We start from the raw sequence: 18,049 nt of genomic DNA on the forward strand, positions 1-18,049 counted from the left end.
CGTGATAGTGTGGGGGAGTTCCGGGCCTGTGGCGCAGTTGGTAGCGCGCTTCGTTCGCAATGAAGAGGTCAGGGGTTCGAATCCCCTCAGGTCCACCGAAACGAGAAACCGGCATCCATCAGGATGCCGGTTTTCGCATATGGGGGGCGGTCAGCCGGCGACGAGCTGCTCCCGGGCGACGTCGACGAGGATCTGGTGCATCGCGCGCTCCCCGGGCGGGCGGACGCGGTCGCTGCGATGCGCGACGACGACGCGCCGCGAGGGTGCGTCCTGGCCGAGGCCGACGATACGGACGTCCGGCCGTGCGGACTGCACCGCCGTGCGCGGAGCGAGGGCGACGCCAAGGCCGACGCTCACCATCGCGAGGGCTTCCTGGTAGTCGTTGGCCTCGAACGCGATGGTCGGGCTGAATCCGGCGGCCCGGCAGCTGCGCTCCAGGACCTCGGCCACCGGGTGGTCGCGCTTTCGGACGATCCACTCCTCGTGCCGGAGCATCGACATCGTCGCGTGACGCGTGCGCCCGAGGCGGTGGTCCTGCGAGACCACCAGCACCGTGGGGTCTTCGAACAGAGGAGTGATCGAGAGGTCGGGCTCGTCGATGCGGTTCCACTCGTAGTCCCACAGCAGCGACAGGCCGATCGTGTTCTCCTGCAGAGCGGCGACGAGTTCGTCGAACCGGGCGCTGTGCACGTCGAGGCGCACATCGGGGTAGTCGCGCCGGAAGCGGCTGATCGCGACCGGCATGAGCGTGGTGCCGATCGTCGGGAACGTGCCGACTGCGATGCGGCCGCGCCGCAGACCTGCGAGCTCGCCCAGCTCGGACTCCGCCGCCCGCAGCCGGCGCAGGATGTACCGGGCGTGCCCGGCGAGCAGCGCGCCCGCCTCGGTGGCCGTGACGCCGCGCGGCTGGCGCCGCACCAGCGGCTGGCCGACCTCTTGCTCGAGCCGCTGCAGCTGTTGCGAGAGCGCCGAGGGTGAGTACCCGAGCGTCTTCGCCGCTGCGGTCAGCGACCCGTGATCGAGGATCGTCACCAGGACAGCCAGTCGTCGCACATCGAGCATGGGGGCCTCGCTTTCCACCTTCACCGTACAGGTGAGAGCTCGCACGCTGAAAGCGGATGAAGCGATGCTTCACGATCAGGGCTGACCCGAGCGACACTTCTGGCCGGACCGCTCGCGCGAATACCGGGATTCTCCGCGTCAGCAGTATGAAGGATCACTTCACGGGTGTGAAGTGATCGGTCATTTTGCTGCACGAAGCTGCAGACGAGCATGGATGCCGACACCTCAGGAGGCGGCCATGTTGGAGATTCCGGCGACACTCATGCGGGGCGGGACCAGCAAGTGCTGGGTGTTCCGCCGCGACGAGCTGGAGCGTGTCGGCGCGCCCGTCGACGACATCCTGCTGCGTCTGTACGGCAGCCCGGACGAGCGCCAGATCGACGGCCTCGGCGGGGGGGCCTCGACCACCAGCAAGGCCGTCATCCTGGCGCCGAGCCGGCGAGACGACGCTGACATCGACTACACCTTCGCCCAGATCGGTCTCGGCGACGGCCGGGTCGACTGGTCGAGCAACTGCGGCAACTGCTCTGCCGCCGTCGCGCCCTACGCCCTCCACGCCGGGTGGCTCGCGCCGCGCGGTGATCGGACCGCGGTGCGCATCTTCAACACGAACACGGGTCAGCTGATCGTCGCCGAGGTGCCTACGCCCGGAGGCATGTTCGACGAGTCGGGCGACACGCACATCGTCGGCGTCCCGTTCGCGGGCCTCGAGGTCGTGCTCTGGTTCGTCGACCCGGCCGGCCGGACCACGGGACGGCTGCTTCCTTCCGGCGTCGCGCTGGAAGAGATCGACGGTGTTCCGGTGACCCTGATCGACGGCGGCGCGCCCGTCGTCATCGCCGAGGCGGCGGCGCTGGGCCTGACCGGCCTCGAGACGCCCGCCGAGATCGATGCGCGACCCGAGCTGCTCGCCCGCATCGACGGTATCCGTCGAGAAGGCGCCGTCCGCATGGGGCTCGCGGCGACCGCCGTCGCCGCGCTCAAAGCGGTGCCCAAGGTCGCCCTGGTGTCGCCCCGCAGCGCGGACGATCACGACTTCGGGGTCACGATGATGTCGATGGGCAAGGCGCACCCGGCCATTGCGATCACCGGCAGCGTCGCGCTGACGCTGGCGGCGGCGACTCCCGGCACCGTCGTGTCGAGGATGGCCGCGCGAGGCGCCGCCGACGTCACCTCGCTTCGCACGCCGTCGGGTGTCGTCAGCACCCGCATCGGCCGACACGGCGCCCTGCCCGCGGTCGGCATCACCCGCTCGGCGCGGCGGCTGGCGGATGCCTCCGTCACCCTGCCGCTGGAGCAGCTGCCCGATCACGCATCGGGACTGGTCGAGGAAGCCCTCCTCGTCCGATGATCAGATAGGCGGCCGGCCTCGCCGAGGCGCAGCCGGCTGCCGCCAACCCCCGTTGGGAGACAACGATGTCACCAGAACTCATCTCGATACTCGCGTTGTTCGCGATGGTCATCATCGCCACCGTGCGGCCGATCAACATCGGCATCCTCGGATTCATCGGCACCTTCCTCGTCGGAACGCTCGTGCTCGGCCTCGACGAGAAGCAGATGCTCGCGGGCTTCCCCGCCGACCTCTTCCTCACGATCGTCGGCGTCACCTATCTGTTCGCCGTCGCGAAGCTCAACGGCACCGTCGACCTCATCGTCGACCGCGGCGTCCGCCTCGTGCGGGGCCGGACGGCGCTGGTGCCGTGGGTGCTGTTCGGGGTCGCCGCGATCCTCACGGCCATGGGCACGTTCCCGCCGGCCGCCGTCGCCCTCGTCGCCCCCGTCGCCCTCAGCTTCGCCGCCAAGCACGGCCTCGACCCGCTGCCGGTGGGAATGACCGTCGTCTACGGAGCGCTGGCGGGTTCGCTCTCGCCGATCTCGGTGCTCGGTCTGCTCGTCAGCGGCATGGTGGGCGACACCCCGGGCTTCTCGCCCATGGTGCTGTTCGTGACGGCGTTCGTCTACTCGACGCTGATCGCGATCCTGACGCAGCTGTTCTTCTCGTGGAAGAACCGCCTTCGCGGGGGAGCGTACCCGGGCGCTGCGGACAGCAGCACCGGTGATGGCGGCGCGGTGCCCGGACCCCGCGTGCCCGCAACGGGGAACATCTCCGTCGGCGGCGCCGAGCAGGGCTCGGTCCTCACTCTGACGCAGACGCTCCAGACCCCTCGCGTGCGGACGACGCCGGCTCAGGTCCTGACGCTGCTCGCCCTGTTGGGGCTGGCGGTCGGGGCCATGGTGTTCCACCTCGACATCGGCATCCTCGCGCTCGTCGCCGGCACCCTGATCGCCTTCATCGAGAAGAAGCACCTCACCGCGGCGGTCGAGGGCATCAGCTGGTCGACCATCCTCCTCGTCGCCGGCATGATCACCTACATCAGCATCGTCGAAGAAGCCGGCGCGATCGAGTGGGTCGCGAACGGGATCGGCAGCCTCGGTTCGCCCCTCATCGGTGTGCTCGTGCTCTGCGTCATGGCCGGTGTCGTCTCGGCGTTCGCCTCGTCGACGGCGGTCATCGCGATCTCGATACCGATGCTCCTGCCGCTCATCCAGGACAGCCCCGTCGCCGGCGGGATGGCGATCTCTGCGGTCGCGATCGCCGCGAAGGTCGTCGACGTCTCACCGTTCTCGACCAATGGCGCGCTCGTCCTCGCGAACGCCCAGAACGTCGACCCGCCCGCGTTCTACCAGCGGATTCTGCGGTACTCCGGGGTCATCGTACTGATCGGGCCGTTCCTCGCCTGGGCTGCGCTCGTCGTGCCGTTCTCGCTCTGACGGATCCGGTCGCGTACGGCGGCAGCCGTGCGCGTCGCGAGCCGGTCGGCGAGGGGGCGTAGAATGCATGCAACTGAATCGATCCCCCGGGAGGTTTCGTCCATGACCACCTACAACGTCGGCGTCATCGTCGGCAGCATCTCGTCGACCTCGATCAACCGTCGTCTGGCGAAGGCGCTCACCAAGCTGGCCCCGCAGGCCGGGCTCGAGCTCACCGAGATCCCGATCGCACCGCTGCCCTTCTACTCGGCTGACAACGACGCGTCGATCCCCGCCGAGGCTGCCGAGTTCAAGGCTGCGGTCGAGAAGGCCGACGGCGTCATCATCGTCACCCCCGAGTACAACCGCTCGGTGCCCGGCGTCCTGAAGAACGCTCTCGACACCGCGAGCCGTCCGTGGGGCGACAACAGCTTCGCCGGCAAGCCGTCCGCTGTCATCGGCATCTCCATCGGTGCGGTGGGCACCGCCGTCGCGCAGCAGCACCTGCGCTCGATCCTCTCGTTCCTCGCGTCGCCCGAGCTCTCGCAGCCCGAGGGCTACCTGCAGCTCACCGAGGGGCTGATCGACGACGACGGCACCGTCACCAACGAGTCGACGTCAGAGTTCCTGCTCTCGTGGCTGAAGGCCGTGCACGCGCACGTCGCGAAGAACCTCGCTGCCGCCAGCTGATCGGCAGACCCCTCTCGACAGGGCGCCCGACCACACGGTCGGGCGCCCTGTCGTCGTGATGCACCCCGGCGCATGGTGTCGTCGCCGGTAGGGTGACAGGCGTGACGCGCCCTCCCGAGACCGACGAAGCCCAAGCGGTGCGCGCTCTCGGCGCGACCGTCCGTGACTCGCGTAAGCGCCTCGGGCTGAGCGTGCACGCCCTCGCGGAGAAGGCGGGAGTGAGCTTCGGGCTCGTCAGCCAGCTCGAGCGCGGAATGGGCAATCCGTCGCTCCAGTCGATCCATCGACTCGCGGGTGCCCTCGGTGTGCCGGTCGGCCAGTTGCTCGACGAGCCGGCGGGGGAGCTCGCCGTCGTGGCCGCCGGCCAGGGGCACCGGATGCCGCCGATCGCCGATATCCCCGCCGATCAGCAGTCGGTCCGCGAGCTGCTGACGCCGCGGGGCGAATCGATGCTCCAGCTGATCCGGTCGACCCTACCGGTCGGATTCAGCAATGAAAGCCGTCCGTTCCGCCACATCGGCACCGAGACCGTCACGGTCGAGCGCGGGGTGCTCATCGTCGCGCAGGGCGAGCGTCGCGTGCGGCTCGAAACCGGCGACACGGTGACCTACGGCTGCTCCGAGGCGCACTGGTGGGCCAACGGCCACGACGACGTCACGGTCGTGCTCGGCGCCGTCACGCCTTTCGAGCGCTGAGATCCAGGCGCAGATCGCTCGCGCGCAGCTCCACGAGCCGGTGGAGTTCCGCGAGCGGGTCGTCGTGGTCGTCGACCCGGAGGTCGACCCACGCGTCGCCGGCGACACCCGACGACGTCACCATGACCGCGGCGCTCTGGCGTCCCCGGCGATCGCCGCCCTGCGCTTCACCCGCCGCGAGGACGGCGACGAGGCGCGCAGCGAAAGCGGCTGCATCGGGGGCGGGCGTGATCGTCGGGTCTTCGTCGCCAGCCAGCCATGCGTCTCGCATGGCGCCGAGCACGTCTTCGCCCGTCAGCAGGTTGCCGGCGACGATCAGGTCGCTCTCGACGAGGTGGCCGCTCCACGGCGACGTGTCCGCACCCGTGTGCGCTGCCCCCGCGCCCGCCGCCGGCAGAACGGCGGCCTGGCGCAGTGCCGGCTCGTCGTCCCAGCGGGGGATGAGTGCGACGGCATCCGCTGCGGATCCCGACGCGACCGCGTCGAGAAGTCGGCCCCGCAGCGCCCGATTGGTCCATGCCTGGCTCGCCGCCGCGCCGACACCCCGCCGCACATCGATGACGGCGTTGCCCACGGCGAGCGACTTGCTCGCCGTGGCAGCGCCGATCAGGTCCGTACGACCATCGCGTGCCAGGACGGTGAAGGTCATGCGATTCCTCTCGCGGGGCGATTGTGAAGATTCTGTTTCGAGTTGGGCGTGCGCTTGTCGCCCTCCCTCATGGTGGCACATACTGATCGAATCATCATCAAAATGATGCACCAGCGATGATGCCCCGACCGATGACCCGATAGGCAGACCATGAACAAGCGCACCGCATTCGGCGCCGTGACCCTCGTCGCGGCGCTCACCCTGGCCGGTTGCTCCGCGGGCGAAGGCGTCGATATCGACGGCGCCGCCGGCGTCGAAGGCGACGTCCTCGTCGCGGCCATCGGCGGTGAACCCGACCAACTCGACCCCCATCGCACGAGCTCGTACTTCGCGTTCGAGGTGCTCGAGAACGTCTTCGACACACTCGTCGCCCCCGACGAGAATCTCGAGATGCAGCCCGCCCTCGCCGAGAGCTGGGAAGTCAGCGACGACCAGCTGACATGGACCTTCGATCTGCGCGACGGCGTCTCCTTCCACGACGGCTCCGACTTCACGAGTGCGGATGTCGTCTACTCCTACGACCGCATCATCGACGAAGAACTCGCCAACGCGTGGAAGTTCAGCGCGGTCACCGACGTCACCGCTCCCGACGACGACACCGTCGTCATCACCGTCTCGCAGCCCACGCCGAACCTGCTGAGCAACCTCGGCGGCTTCAAGGGCATGGCGATCGTGAAGAAGGAGAACGTCGAGTCGGGCGACATCACCACCGCGCCGATCGGCACCGGGCCTTTCTCGGTCGCGAGCTACACGGCCGGCGACCGCATCGAACTCGCCGCCAACGAGGACTACTGGGGTGGTGCACCCGAGCTCGGCGGTGTCGAGTTCCGCTTCATCTCGGAGCCGGCCACGGCTCTCGCCGCACTTCGCGCCGGAGACATCCAATGGACCGATGTCGTGCCGACGCAGCAGGTCTCCGACCTGCAGGGCGACGACGCCGTGCAGCTCGGCCTCACCCCCTCGAGCGACCACTGGTACCTGGCCCTGAATGAAGCGCGGGGACCGTGGAGCGACGTGCGGGTGCGGCAGGCGATCGCGTATGCGATCGATCGGGACGCGATCGTCCAAGCGGTCAGCTACGGAACCGCCGCGCTGAACCAGCTCGCGATCCCCGAGCAGAGCGTCTGGTACACCTCCTACGACCGGTACTCGACCGACCTCGACACCGCTCGCGGGCTGCTCGACGAGGCCGGCTTCACCGGCGGAACGCTCGACCTGCTCGCGACGTCGGACTATCCCGAGACCGTCACGGCCGCGCAGATCATCGCCGCGAACCTCGAGCCGCTCGGCATCGACGTGCAGATCCGCCAGCCCGACTTCTCTACCTGGCTCGACGAGCAGAACTCCGGAAACTTCGACATGCTCATGATGGGCTGGCTCGGCAACATCGACCCCGACGACTTCTACTATTCGCAGCACCACACCGACGGGGCCAGCAACGCGCAGAAGTACTCCAACAGCGAGGTCGATGGACTGCTCGACGCCGCTCGCGTCGAGGTCGACCAGGACGCGCGCAAGGGCCTCTACGCCCAGGCCGCGACGATCATCGCCGACGAGGCCAGCTACATCTACCTCTACAACCCGTCGGTCATCCAGGTGTGGTCGCCGCAGGTCTCCGGCTACGAGACGCGTGCCGACCGCGCCATCCGGTTCGACGACGCATCGATCGGCGACTGAGGTGACGACCTCGAGCAGCACGGTCCGTCCGAGAGGAGGCCTCATGAGAATCAGCCCCGCGCGTATCGCCCGGTTCCTCGGCGTGCGCCTGCTCTCGTCGGCGCTCGTGCTGCTCGGGGTCGCCGTCGTCGTCTTCGCCCTCATCCAGCTCGTGCCGGGCGACCCGGTGCGCCTGGCCCTCGGCACGCGGTACACGCCCGAGGCCTACGAGGCCCTGCGCGCGGCATCCGGCCTCGATCGCCCCCTGTGGGAACAGTTCTTCGGCTACCTCGGCAGCGCCGTCACGGGTGACCTCGGGGTGAGCTTCCGCAACGGGCAGCCGGTGACCGTAACGCTGCTCGACCGCCTGCCCGCGACGGTCTCGCTGGCTCTGGTGGGTCTCGTCATCGCCCTCGTCCTGGCCGTCCCCGCGGGAATCCACTCGGCGCTGCGCGAAGGACGCGTGAGTGATGTCATCGTGCGGCTCACCAGTCAATTCGGCGTCTCGATCCCGGACTTCTGGCTCGGGATGCTGCTCATCTCGCTGTTCTCCGTGACGCTCGGCTGGCTGCCGGCGAGCGGCTACGTCGCCTTCGGAACGGATCCCGGCGGATGGCTGCGACAGGTGTTCCTGCCGGGGCTCACCGTCGGCCTGGTCGCGGGGGCGATCATGACCCGCTACATCCGAGCGGCCGTCATCGACGTGGCGTCGGCAGGGTATGTCCGCACCGCGGTATCGAAGGGGCTTCCGCGCCGGGTCGTGACATTCCGGCATATCGTGCGCGGAGCCCTGGTGCCGGTTCTGACGATCGCCGGTATCCAGCTCGCGACGATCCTCGGCGGAGTCGTCGTGGTCGAAGTCGTCTTCGCCTGGCCGGGTCTCGGACGTCTCGTCTTCGAAGCCGTGGCTGCCCGCGACTATCCGCTCATCCAGGGAGCCGTCCTGCTGGTGGCCGTGATGTTCATCGCCGTCAACCTCATCGTGGACGTGCTCTACGCGATCGCCGACCCGAGGATCCGAGTCTCATGACCATCGATGCCTCCGCCACCCCCGAGCCCGCCACGGCACCCGCCGTCGCCGACCGCGGCCGCACGCCCGCCTGGCGTCTGTTGCTGTCCAACCCGACGACGGTGGTCAGTGGTGCCGGCCTGTTCGCCATCGTGCTGCTCTCGGTGCTGTCGGGCTGGATCGCCCCCTTCGGCATCAACGACATCGACGTCTCGCGCGCGTTGCAGCCCCCCGGCCCCGACCACTGGTTCGGCACCGATGAACTCGGTCGCGACGTCCTCTCGCGCGTGCTCGTGGCGGGGTCGACCTCGCTCACGATCGCGGTGGTCGCCGTGCTGTTCGCCCTCGTCCTCGGCCTCGCGATAGGCGCCGTCGCGGGTTACCGCGGCGGGTGGGTGGATGCCGCCCTCATGCGGGTCGTCGACGTGATGTTCGCGTTCCCGGTGCTGCTGCTCGCGCTCGCGATCGTCGCGATCTTCCAGCCGGGCCAGGTGACGACGACGATCGCGATCGGCATCGTCTACACCCCGATCTTCGCGCGGGTGGCCCGAGCCAGCGCGCTGTCGGTGCGCACCTCTGCGTTCGTCCAGGTGTCGCAGACGATGGGGACGCCCGGGTGGTGGATCCTCACCCGCCATGTGCTTCCGAACATCGCCGGTCCCGTCGTCGTTCAGACGTCGCTGTCGCTCGCCTTCGCGATCCTCTCCGAGGCGGCGCTGTCGTTCCTCGGGCTCGGGGTGCAGCCCCCGGCGCCATCGTGGGGAGGGATGCTGTTCACCGCGCAGGGCTTCCTCGGCCAGGCCTGGTGGATGAGCGTCTTCCCGGGGGCCGCGATCTTCGTCACGGCGCTCGCCTTCAACCTCGTGGGCGACGGCCTGCGCGACATCCTCGATCCGCGTCAGCGGACCCTGATCGAAGCGAGGAGGGCGCGATGACCGCCGCTGCTCACCCGGTGCTCTCGGTGCGCGATCTGCGCGTGGCCATCGGAACGAAGGAGATCGTTCACGGCCTCGGCTTCGACGTCATCGCCGGCCAGACGCTCGGCATCGTGGGCGAGTCGGGGTCGGGCAAGACGATGTCGGTGCTGGCGGCGACCGGACTCATCGACGCCCCGGGGGCCCGCGTCAGCGGATCGAGCGTGCTGCGCCGCCGGAACGATGACGGCAGCATCGATGCCGCTGGCGTGGAGCTGGTGGGCGCATCCGAGCGCACGCTGCGCAGCGTGCACGGCGACCGCGTCGGTTTCGTCTTCCAGGACCCGTCGACGTCGCTCAACCCGTTCCTGACCGTGGGTCGGCAGATCACCGAGTCGCTCGAGACCCATCGCCGTCTGTCCCGCCGCGCGGCGCGCACGCGTGCGATCGACCTGCTCGACGCCGTCGGCCTGCCCCGACCCGACGAGCGTGTCGACGCCTACCCGCACCAGTTCTCCGGGGGGCAGCGTCAGCGCGCGATGATCGCGATCGCGCTCGCCTGCGATCCGGCGCTCCTGATCGCCGACGAGCCGACGACCGCCCTCGACGTCACCACCCAGGCCCAGATCATCGACCTCGTGCGCGAGCTCCAGAACGAGCGCGGTACCGCCGTGGTGTGGATCAGCCACGACCTCGGCGTCATCGGGCAAGTGGCCGACGACGTCCTCGTGCTGCGCGAGGGACGGACCCGCGAGCACCGACCCGTCGAAGACGTCTACGCCGCCCCTGAAGACGACTACACGCGCGAGCTCCTCCACGCGCGGCCGCGGATCGTGGCCGATGCCGGTCCGCCCGAGCCCGCGGCATCCGAGTCCCTTCTCGAGGTGACGGATCTCGATGTGTCGTTCACGATTCCGACTCCCACCGGACGCCGTACCATCCACGCCGTCGACGGGGTGTCGTTCTCGGTGCGGCGCGGCTGCACGACGGCTCTCGTGGGCGAGTCGGGGTCGGGCAAATCGACGATCGCGAATGCGCTGACGGGTCTCGTGCGACCCGACTCGGGCACCGCGACGCTCGCCGGACGCGACGTGCTGCGCTCCGGGCGGCGCGACCGCCGGCGGATCTCCATGGTCTTCCAAGACCCGTTCGCCTCGCTCGACCCTCGGCGGAGCGTCGGCGACGCCATCATCGAGCCGCTCACCGTGCACCGGCTCGGCGGGCCGACCGCCGCCGCGCGAGAGCGGCGCACCGCAGAACTGCTCGACATGGTCGGTCTTCCCGCGGCGTTCGCTACCCGGTTCCCGCACGAGCTGTCGGGCGGGCAGCGTCAGCGCATCTCGATCGCTCGCGCCCTCGCCCTCGAACCGGAGCTGATGATCCTCGACGAGGCGACGGCGTCGCTCGACGTGTCTGTGCAGGCGCACGTGCTCGACCTTTTGCGCGACCTGCAGAGCGAGCTGGGACTGACGTACCTCTTCATCGCCCACGACCTCGCGATCGTGCAGCAGATGAGTCACGACGTGGTCGTGCTGCGGGACGGCAAGGTCGTCGAGTCGGCCCCTGCCCGGCGCATCTTCGCCGAGCCGTCGGACGAGTACACCCGGCGACTCCTGGCCGCTGTGCCGCCCGAGGAGCCACGGGCCCGCCTGACGCTCTCGTGACGCGAGACCGGAAGGGGTTCTCCGGCGATGGTCGGGTTCGTTCAGGTGCGAGGCGTAGCATGGTCGGCGGGGTTCGGCCCGCGGCATCCGATGTGCCGCCGCCCGGCCCGTGATCGACGGCAGATCCTCATCTGCCCGTCATCGACCTGCGAGAAAAAGGAAGCGAGGTGAGGTGCTCAATGAGCGGTGATAGTTGCCATCGCGAGATCATCAGCGCCGTGCCCGCTGCCGGCCCGCTCGTCGACCGAATCGACTCCTGAGCGGACGAGCCGCGGTGCGACGCGCCAGCAGGCTTCGCGATGTTCTCCGTGCCGTCGTCTTCGTGACGATGCTACGGATGTGCGCGCGTCCACATGAGGAGGGCTCCCATGACTCCGGAGCAGATCAACGAACTGACCATCGTCGTCGACGGCATCGCCGCGCCCCTGTCGCGCGGTGATCTGCCGTCGGCCGCGGCCGCTCTCGCCGACGTCGAGCCCGAGCGTCTCGCTGAGGTGCTCGAGCGACTCGACGGTCGTCGCCGCGCCGTCGCCTACCGGCTGCTGCCGAAGGACCACGCGCTGCAGGTCTTCGAAGCGCTCTCGCCGAACATGCAGGGGGAGCTCATCGGAGACCTGCGCGACGCCGAGGTGGCGCACATCTTCGGCGACCTCGATCCCGACGACCGCGCCTGGCTCGTCGACGAGCTGCCGGCCTCGCTCGCATCCCGGCTGATGCGCGGGCTTCCCGCTCACGAGCGCGAGATGACAGCCGCCGTGCTCGGCTACCGTCGCGGCTCGATCGGGCGCCGCATGAGCCCGGAGTTCGTGTCGGTTCCGATCGGCAGCACGGTCGCGGGCGCGCTCGACCGGGTGCGGGCGCGTCTGCACGACGCCGAGACGGTGTACACGCTCCCCGTCGTCGACGCGGGTCGTCGCGTCGCCGGGGTCGTCAGCCTGCGCGACCTGCTCGCCGCCGACCCCGACGCCGACGTGCGCGACATCATGCAGAGCGCGCAGACCGCGAGCGTGGACGACGACGCCGAGACCGCCGCGCGTCGCTGCACCGAGCGGGGCCTGCTCGCGCTGCCCATCGTCGACAGTGAGGAGCGGCTCGTCGGCATCCTGACGGTCGACGACGCCGCCCGCATCCTGGAGCACGAGGAGAGCGAGGATGCCGCGCGCCAGGGCGGCGCCGAGCCGCTGCGCCGGCCCTACCTCTCGACGCCGATCCTGCAGATCGTGCGGTCACGCGTCGTCTGGCTGCTGGTGCTGGCTGTCGGAGCGACCCTGACCGTGCAGGTGCTGTCGGCGTTCGAGGCGACGCTCGCCCAGATCACGGTGCTCGCGCTTTTCGTCCCGCTGCTCATCGGAACCGGCGGTAACACCGGCAACCAGGCGGCGACGACGGTCACGCGTGCGCTCGCGCTGGGGGATGTGCGACCCCGCGATGTCGTGCGGGTGCTGAGCCGCGAGGTGCGGGTGGGATTCTTCCTCGGCAGCATCCTGGGGCTCGTCGGGTTCGCGGTCACGACGCTCGTGTACGAGCCGCGCATCGGACTCGTCATCGGGGCGACCCTGATCGCGGTGTGCACGATGGCCGCGACGGTCGGGGGAGTCATGCCGCTTCTCGCACGGGCCATCCGGGTGGACCCCGCTGTCTTCTCGAACCCGTTCATCACGACCTTCGTCGACGCCAGCGGCCTGATCCTGTACTTCCTGATCGCGCGCGCCATCCTGCAGATCTGAGCCCCCGCCTGCGCCGTGGATGATGGTGCCGGGATGCAAGGGATCGGGCGCGGCGCGCCGGTGCGGATGCCGCTCCGCCGGCGTGTCGGCCACGATCCCTCGCATCCGCGTCCGCGCGGAAGCGAGCGGGCAGCGGACCTGACCGGGGTCAGACCAGGGCGTCGCGGGCGGCTCCGGCGGCGAGGCGTTCGGCGGCCAGCGACTCCGCGGCGGCGAGCGGGGTGACACCGCGCGCGTCGGCCTCGTCGAAGATGCGCCGCAGAACATCGCCGATGCCCTCGACACGCGTCGCGATCTCGCTGCGGTCGCGCTGCTTGGCGGCGAGGTCGAGGTAGATGACGCCGCCGGCGTTCACGACGAAGTCGGGGGCGTACAGGATGCCGCGGGCGGCCAGCCGGTCGGCGCCGGAACGGTGCGCCAGCGGGTTGTTCGCCGGTCCGCACACCGCCCGCGCATCGAGGGCATCGATCACCTCGTCGGTCAGCACGCCGCCGATGCCGGCGGGCACGAACACGTCGGCCGAGGCGAGGTGGGCCTCGGCGGGCTCGATCCAGGTGGCGCCCAGGCTCGTCGCGAGCTCGCGCTTGGCCGGGTTCACATCGGTCACGGTGAGCTCCGCGCCCTCGGCGGCGAGCTGCACGGCAAGCCGGCTGCCCACCTGTCCGAGCCCGGCGATCGTGACCCGGCGTCCGGCGACCTCGCGAGAACCGGTCGCGCGCTCGAGCGTCGCGAGCAGCGACGCGTGAACGCCGATGCTCGTGGGGCCTGCGGGCTCGCCCGAGCCGCCCACACGGTCGGGGAGCCCCACGACGTGCGCCGTGCGCTCGCTGACGGTCAGCATGTCGTCGGTGGTCGAGCCGACATCCTCCGCCGTGCGGTACAGGCCGCCCAGCGACTCGACGGCGTCACCGAGATCGAGGAATGCCGCCCGTCGACGCTCGGCGTCGAGCACTGTCCCCGGAGGTAGTCCGATCACAGCCTTGCCGCCACCGGCATCCAGACCCGCGGCCGCGTTCTTCAGCGTCATCGCCGCCGACAGGCGCAGGGCGTCGCCGAGGGCATCGCTCCAGTGCGGGTAGGTCCACACCCGGGCGCCTCCCAGGGCGGGGCCGAGCACCGAGGAGTGCAACGCGGCGGCGATGAACAGGCCGCTTCGCCGCCCCGTGATCACCTCCACGCGCTCGTGCGTGAAATCGGGCAGGGGCAGGGCGTGGGTCATCGCGATCCTCTTTCGGCGGAGCCTTGTGGGCTCGTGCTCTCCGTGCCGCGGCGTTGCGGCACCCCGCCCATTGTGCCTCTTCTAGAGTGTCAGCGTGACCACCGATCTGCCTTCGCGAAGCCGTATCGTCCACGAGTCCCTGCGCGCCGCCGGCATCCCCGGCGACATCGTCGTGCTGCCGGATGCCGCATCCACCGCCGCCCTCGCCGCTGCAGCGCTCGGTGTCGAAGTGGGGGCGATCGCCAACAGCCTGGTCTTCTGGTCGGACGGTGAGCCGCTGCTGGTCATGACCAGCGGCGCGCACCGCGTCGACACCGCCGCCCTGGCCGAGCGCACGGGACGCAGCGCGATCACGCGCGCGAGCGTCGAACAGGTGCGTGCCGCGACGGGCCAGGCGATCGGCGGGGTCGCGCCGACGGGACACCCCGCGCCCCTCACGACGCTCATCGACGAAGACCTCGCGCAGTACGACGAGGTCTGGGCGGCCGGCGGCACCCCGCACACCGTCTTCCCGCTGACCTTCGACGACCTGGTGCGTCTGACCGGCGGCACGGTCGTCGCCGTCGTCTGAGTCGTAGCCTGCGGCGCGGACTCAGCCCTTCGGGCTGTCGAAGCTCCACTCTTCGGGATCGGTCGCGGTCGCGACATCCCAGTCGTCGGTCCGCCACATGAAGGTGGCCACCGCGCACGTCGGCATTCCGCCGATGCCGCCGTTCGACAAGCGTTCGGCGAGCACCGTCATCCCCGGGTCGTGCGCGACCACGAGCACCGAGCGAGCACCGCTGCCGCTCGCCGCGTCGAGGAGCGCGCGTGCCGAAGCGCCGTAGAGCTCGTCGCGCAGGTCGGGTTCGAGCCCGAGTGCGGTGCCGAAGGCTGCGGCCGTCGTGCGAGCACGAAGCGCCGTCGACGCGAGGATGCGCTCGACGGTGACACCGGTGGCCGCCAGGCGCTCGGCCATCGCGGGGGCGTCGCGCATGCCGCGCTCGTTCAGCGGACGGTCGTGGTCATCGAGGGCGGGCGAGCCCCAGTCGCTCTTGGCATGTCGCACGAGGATGAGCGTCGTCATGGAATCATCCTCCCGCGCCGAAGACCGCATGCGCGATCGTGAAGATGACGAGTCCGGCGAGCGATCCCACGATCGTGCCGTTGAGCCGGATGTACTGCAGATCGCGGCCGACCATGAGCTCGATCTTCTCGGTCGTCTCCTGGGCATCCCAGCGCTCGACCGTCTCGGTGATCACCGAGGCGATGTCGGCGCGATGGCGGGCAACGAGCGTCGCGGCGGCGTCGATGACGCGGGCGTCGATGCGCTGCTGCAGCGCCGGATCGGTCGACAGACGTTCGCCGACCTCGGTGAGCGCGGCCGCGATGCGGCGGCGGAGCGGGCTCTCGGCGTCACCGAGTGAACGGACGAGACCGGCCTTCGCCGTGCCCCACGCCTCGGCGGCCAGGGCACGGACACGGGGACTGTCGAAGACCGCCGCCTTGGCCGCCTCGAGCCGCGCCGCCGTGTCGGTCTCGCCCTGCAGATCGCCGGCGAGACGAGCGAGGTAGCCGTCGATCGCCTTCCGCGCCGGGTGCTCGGGATCGCTGCGCACGGCTGCGACGAACGTCAGCGCCTCGCGGTAGACCGTGTCGTCGACGAGCCGTGTCGCCACCGACGGCAGCCACGACGGCAGGCGGCGGGAGACGAGCCCGGTGAACACCGAGCGATTGGCGACGAGCCACGTCTCGATGTTGTCGATCGCGAGGTCGACCGCACCGTGGTGGGCCCCGGCGCCGACGACACGCTCGAGCCACCCGCCGATCGACGGGCCCCACGAGGGCGCCAGCAGGTGCTCGCGCGCCAGGTCTTCGAGGAGGTCCTGCACCTCGTCGTCGCTCAGTGCTGTCAGGATGCCGGATGCCGCAGCCGACGCCTCGGCCGACACGCGCTCGGCGTTCTCGGGGCGCCGCAGCCACGCGCCGAGCCGCGTCGCGATGCCTATCGACTCGAGCTTGCCGCGGATGACGCCGGCTTCGAGGAAGTTCGTCTCGACGAACTCACCCAGGGTGCGGCCGATCTCGTCCTTGCGTCTCGGGATGATCGCGGTGTGCGGAATGGGCAGGCCGAGCGGATGCCGGAACAGCGCGGTGACCGCGAACCAGTCGGCGAGAGCTCCGACCATGCCGCCCTCCGCGGCGGCGCGGACGTATCCGAACGCGGGGACGGTCTGCTGCAGGGGGAACGAGATCGCGAAGACGATCGCCATGAAGATCAGCGCACCGAGGGCGACGGCCTTCATCCGCCGCAGGCCCTGGCGTCGAGCCTGGTCGGCGGGGGATAGCAGGGAGGTCGGCGTGCGTGCCATCCGGTCATCCTCCCACGGTGGTTCGCCGGGCGGGGCCGGTCACGGCGTATCCTGACCGCGTGATCGACGACATCCAGAAGCGAGCCCTGCGCCGCACGAGCATCCTCGAAGGACAGGTCCGCGGGCTGGCCCGGATGATCGAGAACGAGGACTACTGCATGGACATCATCGCCCAGTCACGGGCCATCCAGAAGGCCCTCGCGTCGCTCGACAAGCTCCTCATCGAGAACCACCTCCGCACCCACGTGACGCACATGTTCGAGAACGGCGGCGCGGACCGCGAGCAGGCCGTCGCCGAGCTGCTCAAGGCCTACGACCTAGAGACCCGCTGACCGGATCCCTCTCCCCGACCCCGTCGAGTCGCCAGGATGTGCGGATCCGGGGTCCCCGGCATCCGCGTTTCGTGGCGACTCGACCGGCACGGAGGCACCGCGCGGGCAGAGGGTCAGGGGGTCAGGGGGCCGAGCCAGGCGGTGGCGACGGTGCTGTGGGCGGACTCCGGGTCGGAGGGGTGGAACATCCCCGCGATGACGTCGCGGTAGAGGCGGCCGAGCTCGGAGCGGGAGAAGTACGACGAACCGCCCGCCACGAGCATCGCCTCGTCGACGACGGCCTTCGCCGCCGTGACCGCGCGGTGCTTCAGGCCGCTGAGCTTCGCGAACCACAGGCCGCCGTGATCGGCCCGTTCATCGATGTCGTGCGCGATCGCCTCGAGCTGCGGCAGCATCCCGTCGTACGTCAGCGCCATGTCGGCGATGCGCCAGCGGATGTCGGGATCCTGGCTGTACGCCATCCCCGTCTTCTTCGACGTGCGCGACGTCGCGGCCACGACAGCGAGGTCGAGGGCGCGCCGGGCGATGCCGGTGTACACCGACGCGAGCAGCAGCTCGAAGACTGAGAAGATCCCGAACACGAGCGGGTCCGGGTTCGGGCCGGGAGAGAGCCGACGGACGACGCGGTCGGGTGATGCGACCGCGCCGTGCAACTCCGTCGTGCGTGATTGGGTTCCGCGCATGCCGACGGTGTCCCAGTCGTCGCGCGTGCGCACCGCGTCGGTGCGGTCGACGAAGGCGAACACCAGCTTCGGTGCGTCCTCGCTCGTGGTGTCGAGGCCGTGGAGTCCGAGGCGGTCCCACACCGGTGCGAGCGAGGTGAAGATCTTCGTGCCCGTGAAGGCGTATCCGCCATCCGGCTGAGGCTCGGCGACGGTGTCGCTGCCGAACAGGACGAGGTCGTTGCCCGCCTCGCTGATTCCGAACGCGAACACCTCGCCCGCTGCGGCGCCCTCCTGCACGAAGCGCAGGGCGTCGTCACCGCGGTCGGACAGCACCTTGGCGACACCGGTCCACACGAGGTGCATGTTGATCGCGAGGGCTGTCGCGGGTGCAGCACCGGCGAGTCGCTGCTGCAGAACGGATGCCTGCGCGAGCGACAGGCCCGCGCCGCCGAGCTCTTCCGGAACGAGGATGCCGAGGTAGCCCGCCTCCCGTAGCTCGGCGAGGTCGTCTTCGGGGAAGACGTTGTCGGCATCGACGCCCGCGGCGCGCCCGCGGATCCGGTCGAGGAGGTCGTCGGGCAGGTATCGGGCCGAGTCGAAGTCGCTCACGGCATCCATTCTGCTCCCGCCCCCGCGCAGCGGGTGGTGTGTCCGGCGGGGCCCGC

Annotated in this window: 17 protein-coding genes and 1 tRNA gene; 12 read left to right on the plus strand and 6 right to left on the minus strand. The window is 70.1% G+C overall.

The genetic code is table 11. The features are described from left to right. Positions 1-22: 22 nt before the first annotated feature. Positions 23-95, plus strand: a tRNA-Ala gene (locus C3481_RS11985). Between the two features lie 55 nt (positions 96-150). On the opposite strand, the gene C3481_RS11990 is transcribed toward C3481_RS11985, so the two are convergent. Further along, a complete protein-coding gene (locus C3481_RS11990; RefSeq protein ID WP_023954631.1) occupies positions 151-1,062 on the minus strand; it encodes a LysR family transcriptional regulator in 912 nt (303 codons plus the stop codon). Positions 1,063-1,300: 238 nt separating this feature from the next. Between C3481_RS11990 and C3481_RS11995 the strand changes: the two genes are divergently transcribed. The 4 genes from C3481_RS11995 (at position 1,301) to C3481_RS12010 (ending at position 5,198) form a co-directional block, all read left to right on the plus strand. Continuing rightward, positions 1,301-2,413, plus strand: a complete 1,113-nt coding sequence (locus tag C3481_RS11995; protein WP_103842506.1) for a PrpF domain-containing protein — start codon at positions 1,301-1,303, stop codon at positions 2,411-2,413. A 65-nt stretch (positions 2,414-2,478) separates the two neighbouring features. Continuing rightward, complete coding sequence (locus tag C3481_RS12000) at positions 2,479-3,834, plus strand: SLC13 family permease (RefSeq protein ID WP_088380084.1); 1,356 nt, start codon at positions 2,479-2,481, stop codon at positions 3,832-3,834. A gap of 102 nt (positions 3,835-3,936) precedes the next feature. Further along, positions 3,937-4,503, plus strand: coding sequence for an NADPH-dependent FMN reductase (locus tag C3481_RS12005; RefSeq protein ID WP_023954623.1), 567 nt, complete (start codon positions 3,937-3,939; stop codon positions 4,501-4,503). A 101-nt stretch (positions 4,504-4,604) separates the two neighbouring features. After that, positions 4,605-5,198 (plus strand): helix-turn-helix domain-containing protein, encoded by a 594-nt coding sequence (locus C3481_RS12010; RefSeq protein ID WP_023954621.1) that lies wholly within the window; start codon positions 4,605-4,607, stop codon positions 5,196-5,198. Here C3481_RS12010 and C3481_RS12015 read toward each other — a convergent pair. Then, positions 5,179-5,847 (minus strand): DUF1028 domain-containing protein, encoded by a 669-nt coding sequence (locus tag C3481_RS12015; protein WP_071917962.1) that lies wholly within the window; start codon positions 5,845-5,847, stop codon positions 5,179-5,181. The two genes, C3481_RS12010 and C3481_RS12015, sit on opposite strands and share 20 nt — an antisense overlap. 150 nt (positions 5,848-5,997) lie before the next feature. Here C3481_RS12015 and C3481_RS12020 point away from each other — a divergent pair, with 150 nt between their 5' ends. The 5 genes from C3481_RS12020 to mgtE all read left to right on the plus strand — a co-directional run bounded on the left by C3481_RS12020 (position 5,998) and on the right by mgtE (position 12,817). Then, positions 5,998-7,524, plus strand: a complete 1,527-nt coding sequence (locus C3481_RS12020; protein ID WP_103842508.1) for an ABC transporter substrate-binding protein — start codon at positions 5,998-6,000, stop codon at positions 7,522-7,524. 43 nt (positions 7,525-7,567) lie between these two features. Next, positions 7,568-8,533, plus strand: a complete 966-nt coding sequence (locus C3481_RS12025; protein WP_064954928.1) for an ABC transporter permease — start codon at positions 7,568-7,570, stop codon at positions 8,531-8,533. After that, positions 8,530-9,447: an ABC transporter permease gene (locus C3481_RS12030; RefSeq protein WP_023954614.1), complete on the plus strand. Its 918-nt coding sequence runs from the start codon at positions 8,530-8,532 to the stop codon at positions 9,445-9,447. Before C3481_RS12025 ends, C3481_RS12030 begins: the two co-directional genes overlap by 4 nt. After that, the gene (locus tag C3481_RS12035; RefSeq protein WP_103842510.1) at positions 9,444-11,090 is read left to right on the plus strand and encodes an ABC transporter ATP-binding protein; all 1,647 of its coding nucleotides are present in this window, start codon (positions 9,444-9,446) and stop codon (positions 11,088-11,090) included. The genes C3481_RS12030 and C3481_RS12035 overlap by 4 nt, the downstream gene beginning before the upstream one ends. A gap of 368 nt (positions 11,091-11,458) precedes the next feature. After that, positions 11,459-12,817, plus strand: a complete 1,359-nt coding sequence (gene mgtE, locus C3481_RS12040) for a magnesium transporter (protein WP_103842512.1) — start codon at positions 11,459-11,461, stop codon at positions 12,815-12,817. A gap of 148 nt (positions 12,818-12,965) precedes the next feature. On the opposite strand, the gene C3481_RS12045 is transcribed toward mgtE, so the two are convergent. After that, positions 12,966-14,036: a Glu/Leu/Phe/Val dehydrogenase family protein gene (locus C3481_RS12045; RefSeq protein WP_023954611.1), complete on the minus strand. Its 1,071-nt coding sequence runs from the start codon at positions 14,034-14,036 to the stop codon at positions 12,966-12,968. Positions 14,037-14,130: 94 nt separating this feature from the next. Here C3481_RS12045 and C3481_RS12050 point away from each other — a divergent pair, with 94 nt between their 5' ends. Continuing rightward, positions 14,131-14,607 (plus strand): YbaK/EbsC family protein, encoded by a 477-nt coding sequence (locus C3481_RS12050; protein WP_071917965.1) that lies wholly within the window; start codon positions 14,131-14,133, stop codon positions 14,605-14,607. 21 nt (positions 14,608-14,628) lie between these two features. On the opposite strand, the gene C3481_RS12055 is transcribed toward C3481_RS12050, so the two are convergent. Both C3481_RS12055 and C3481_RS12060 read right to left on the minus strand, forming a co-directional pair. Further along, positions 14,629-15,102: a histidine phosphatase family protein gene (locus tag C3481_RS12055; RefSeq protein ID WP_103842514.1), complete on the minus strand. Its 474-nt coding sequence runs from the start codon at positions 15,100-15,102 to the stop codon at positions 14,629-14,631. Positions 15,103-15,106: 4 nt separating this feature from the next. Then, positions 15,107-16,387, minus strand: a complete 1,281-nt coding sequence (locus C3481_RS12060; RefSeq protein WP_088380078.1) for a DUF445 domain-containing protein — start codon at positions 16,385-16,387, stop codon at positions 15,107-15,109. Positions 16,388-16,446: 59 nt separating this feature from the next. On the opposite strand from C3481_RS12060, the gene C3481_RS12065 reads away from it, so the two are divergent. After that, a complete protein-coding gene (locus C3481_RS12065; protein WP_023954607.1) occupies positions 16,447-16,719 on the plus strand; it encodes a metal-sensitive transcriptional regulator in 273 nt (90 codons plus the stop codon). 113 nt (positions 16,720-16,832) lie between these two features. Here C3481_RS12065 and C3481_RS12070 read toward each other — a convergent pair whose 3' ends face one another. Next, on the minus strand, positions 16,833-18,002 hold the full coding sequence (locus tag C3481_RS12070) for an acyl-CoA dehydrogenase family protein (RefSeq protein WP_083990350.1): 1,170 nt from the start codon (positions 18,000-18,002) through the stop codon (positions 16,833-16,835). Positions 18,003-18,049: the final 47 nt, after the last annotated feature.

This window comes from Microbacterium sp. Ru50 (assembly GCF_002920555.1).
GTDB classification, from domain to species: Bacteria; Actinomycetota; Actinomycetes; order Actinomycetales; family Microbacteriaceae; genus Microbacterium; species Microbacterium arborescens.